General features: G+C 69.2%; 5 protein-coding genes. 1 reads left to right on the plus strand and 4 read right to left on the minus strand.

Annotated elements, in window-relative coordinates:
* Positions 1–411: FkbM family methyltransferase (locus tag BN903_RS13305; protein WP_228841111.1), on the plus strand; the 411-nt coding region annotated here is incomplete at its 5' end.
* Between the two features lies 1 nt (position 412).
* On the opposite strand, the gene BN903_RS13310 is transcribed toward BN903_RS13305, so the two are convergent.
* The 4 genes from BN903_RS13310 to BN903_RS13325 all read right to left on the minus strand — a co-directional run.
* Positions 413–2,086, minus strand: a complete 1,674-nt coding sequence (locus BN903_RS13310; RefSeq protein WP_048078198.1) for an AarF/ABC1/UbiB kinase family protein — start codon at positions 2,084–2,086, stop codon at positions 413–415.
* A 3-nt stretch (positions 2,087–2,089) separates the two neighbouring features.
* Positions 2,090–2,464: an Hsp20/alpha crystallin family protein gene (locus BN903_RS13315; RefSeq protein WP_048078199.1), complete on the minus strand. Its 375-nt coding sequence runs from the start codon at positions 2,462–2,464 to the stop codon at positions 2,090–2,092.
* Between the two features lie 93 nt (positions 2,465–2,557).
* Positions 2,558–3,271, minus strand: a complete 714-nt coding sequence (locus BN903_RS13320; protein ID WP_048078200.1) for a DUF2391 family protein — start codon at positions 3,269–3,271, stop codon at positions 2,558–2,560.
* A 39-nt stretch (positions 3,272–3,310) separates the two neighbouring features.
* Positions 3,311–3,820 (minus strand): alpha/beta fold hydrolase (locus BN903_RS13325; protein WP_048078243.1); only part of this gene is annotated, 510 nt, incomplete at its 5' end.

Consider the following 3,820-nt stretch of genomic DNA (forward strand, 5'->3'; position numbering starts at 1 on the left):
GTTGCTCGGGCGTTTCGACCGCGACCTCGCGACGAGGTTGGGGCGCGCGCGTTCGCGGGCACGGAGTCGGTCCCGGTCCGGCGGCTCGACGGCCTTGTCGAGGGTNTCGGCGACTCCGGTCCGACAGAGGGCGTCGCCGTCCCGCCGCCGGACGCGATCAAGGTCGACGTGGAGGGCCACGAGGCCGCTGTCCTCCGGGGGGCCGCGGAGGCGATCGCGACCCACCGGCCGCTGCTCGTAGTGGAGGTTCACGACGCGGACTCGGCGGACGACGAGGCCGAGGCAGCCGATTCTGCGACCGACGATTCTGCCGAACTACGTGAGTGGTTGAGAAATCGCGGCTACGCGGTCGAGGACGCGGAGGACGTGTGGGTCTGTCGGCCGATCGAGGGGCCGGAAGCGCGGGACTGAATCAGTCCTCGCGCCGGTTTTTCATCCCCTGTCTGGTGAACTGCGGCGTGGCGCGGAGCCCGCGCTTCTTGCGGAACGACCGGTACAAGGCGATCGCGAGCGGCGCGGACAGCGCGAGGATACCCAAGGCGATCCGCCACTGCTGGGTGAACGAGTAGAGGATCGTCGCCGAGAGGACGCCGACCGCGAGCAGCACCGAGTAGGCGATCCGCATCGCCAGCTTCTCTAATACCTTCGTGTCGTCCTCCAAGACGACGTTGACGGTCAGGTCGTCGCGGTTGGCGCGGTCGAGGAACTCGTCGGCCTTCGGCGGGACCGTGAACAGCGCCTCGGTGGTCTTTTGCACCTGTCTGCCGGCGTCCTCGGCGAGGTCGCGGGCGGTCTGCTCGTAGTACCCCTCCTCGCGGAGGTAGTCGGTCGCCGTCGAGATGAAGTCGAACTCGGGGTCGAGCGTGACACAGACCCCCTCGACGACGGTGGCGACCCGGAGGACCAAGGCGAGGTTCGGCGGGAGCCGCAGCGGGAACTCGTAGATGGTCGACTCCACCTGCTCGATGATCTGGTTCACCTGATACTGCTCGATGTCCTCGCCGCTGGCGTCGGCGATGGCCAGTTCCATCACGTTGCCCATCACCTCCCGGTCGGCCTCCGGCGAGAGCGTGCCCATCGAGACCAGCGTGTCGAGGATGGCGTCGATGTCCTGTCTGGCGACCGCGACGTAGAACTCGACTATCTTCTCCTGGATGAACGGGTCGACCCGGCCCGCCATCCCGAAGTCGTAGAAGATGACGGAGCCGTCGTCCGCGACCGCGAGGTTCCCCGGGTGGGGGTCGGCGTGGAACACGCCGTCCTCGATGATCATCTGGAGGTACACCTCCTGAAGCGTCTCCGCGATGGCGGTGCGGTCGTGGCCCGCCTCGTCGAGCGCGTCGACCTCGCTTATTTTCGTGCCCGGGACGTACTCCATCGTGAGCACTCGCGGGCCGGAGACCGCCTCGTATGTGCGCGGGATCCGGATTCGGTCCTCGTCGGCGAAGTTGCCGCGGATCTCTTCGAGCATCGTCCGCTCGCGGGCGTAGTCCATCTCCTCGTGGATCGTCTTGTCGAACTCGTCCGCGAGGTTCTCAAGCGAGAACGCCCGGCCCGCGCCCGTGAACCGCTTGACCAGCGGGATCGACCAGCGGATCGTCCGGAGGTCGGCCTCGACGAGCGACTCGATCCCGGGACGGCGGACCTTCACCGCGACGGAGTCGCCCTCGTAGGTCGCCGTGTACACCTGCCCGAGGCTCGCACCGCTTATCGGCTCGCGGTCGAAGTCGTCGAACGTCTCGTCGACCGGGCCGAACTCGTCTTCGAGGACGACCTTCGACTCCTCCCACGACGCCGGCGGCACGTCGTCTTGGAGTCCCTCCAACACCTCGATGTACGCCGGCGGGAGGATGTCGGGCCGCGTCGAGAGGATCTGCCCGAGCTTGATGAACGTCGGGCCGAGCGTGAGCAGGATGTCGAGAAGCACCGCGGCGCGCTCGCGCTGGGTCTCGGCGTCGACCTCGCGGCTCCCGCCGAACAGGAAGTAGCGCCGGCTGTCACGCCAGTAGGCGACGATGAGCGGCGAGAACTGCCGCAGGACGACGACGAACCGCCAGTAGGCGCGAAGGTTGACCAGCGTGACCACCCGTCAGGCGTCGCCCTCGTCGTCCGCGTCGTCGACGGGGATGGTCCGGGAGACGTCGCGGTCGCGCTTGGGGAGCGTAATCTCGAGGACGCCGCGGTCGGTCTCGGCGTCCGCGCCCGCCCCGTCTGCGTCGTTGGGGAGCGGGAGCTCCGCGTCGAGGAACAGCGGGCGGTCCTCGCGGACGTACTCGAACCCCTCGGGGACCGCCTTCTCGCGGCGGCCTTCGATCTCGATGCGCCCGTCCTCGACGAGGACCTCGGTGGTCTCGGCGGTCGCGCCCGGGAGGTCGATGACGAGGATGTACCCCTCGTCGGATTCGAGTAAGTCCGCAAACACCGCGTCCGGGAGGTCCCGGAGCGCGTCGCGTAGCGCTGACATGGACACTGGTAGGGTCGCCGCGGCGAAAAAGCTGTGGAAAAGGCGGATCGACGTGCGGGGAGGCCGGCCCGTCCACCCGCGGTCGCGGGGCGTTCAGTCGCCGCGCTTCGGACCGTCGCCGTCGAACGGGTCCAGATCGAGGGGGCCGATGTCATCGCCCTGCGACTCGCCCGGGAGTATGTCACCGAGTCCCGCACCGAACGCGGCCGCGGCCCAGACGACGGCGATCCGGCCGAGCCGTTCGACCGCCGTCGGGTCGCCCTCGTGGAGGCGACCCCAGAACAGCAGCATCACCGTCGACGTGGTCAGCGACACGAGGAGGACGCCCGCGTACCGCCGGGGGATGATCCCGAGGATCGGGTGTCTGATCACGATCTGCCGGAAGTCGGCGAAGTAGAGGAGGCCGGCGACCGCGGCGAAGACGAACCCGACGTGCGCGAAGAGGAGGACTGGAACTCCGGCGACGGTGATCGCCGCGAACCACGCCGCGATCTCGAAGACGCCGCCCTCGACGAGCAGCGGGAGCGCGAACAGCACCGCCCCGACGAACGACTCGGCCAGGTCCCGGGAGGTGTACTTGGTGATCCGCTCGGCGAACGCCGCGCGCCCGGGCATGCGCTCGACGAGCGAGATGGTCTGTCGGACCTTCTCGCGCTCGTGGCCCTCGTCGACCGTGTCGCTGAGCGCGTCGAGCTTCGCGAGCAGGTCGTCGATGTCCGGCTCGTCGGGGCCGCGTGCGGGGTCGACGCGCTCGCCCGAACCGTCCGCCCGCCCCGTGTCCGCGTCCCGTTCGTCGCTGTCCACCATGTTCCCCACGACGCGAGGGCGACCTAAAAGGGTCAGTACCTACAGCCGAGCGAGGAACTCGGAGAGCGCCTCGTTGAACGCGGCCGGCCGTTCGAGCATCGCGAGGTGGGCGGCGTCGGGGAGTTCGGTCCACTCCCCGTCCGGGATCCGGTCGGCGAGGTACTCGTGGTACGCCGGCGGAGTGAGTTCGTCGTGCGCGCCGACGAGCGCGAGGGTCGGGACGCCGATCTCGTCGAGGCGGTCGCGGACGTCGAAGTCGTGGCAGGTGAGGAAGTCCCGTTCGGTCACCGCGCGCCCGCACGCCCGCATTGACGCCTCCGAGAGCTCGACATACTCGGCGGGGGCGTCGTGGAACAGCCGATTCGGTTCGTGAAGCAGCGAGACCGCCCGGTCGAAGTCGGTCGCGAGCGCGTCGCGGAGGGAGTCGGCCACCGCGAGCTTCGCGCCCGTGCCCGCGAGGACGAGTCCGTCGAGCGCGAGGTCGCGCTCCGAGGCGATCCACAGTGCGACCGCGCCGCCGAGGGAGTTGCCGCAGATCACGGTCGCGTC

The organism is Halorubrum sp. AJ67, from assembly GCF_000513435.1.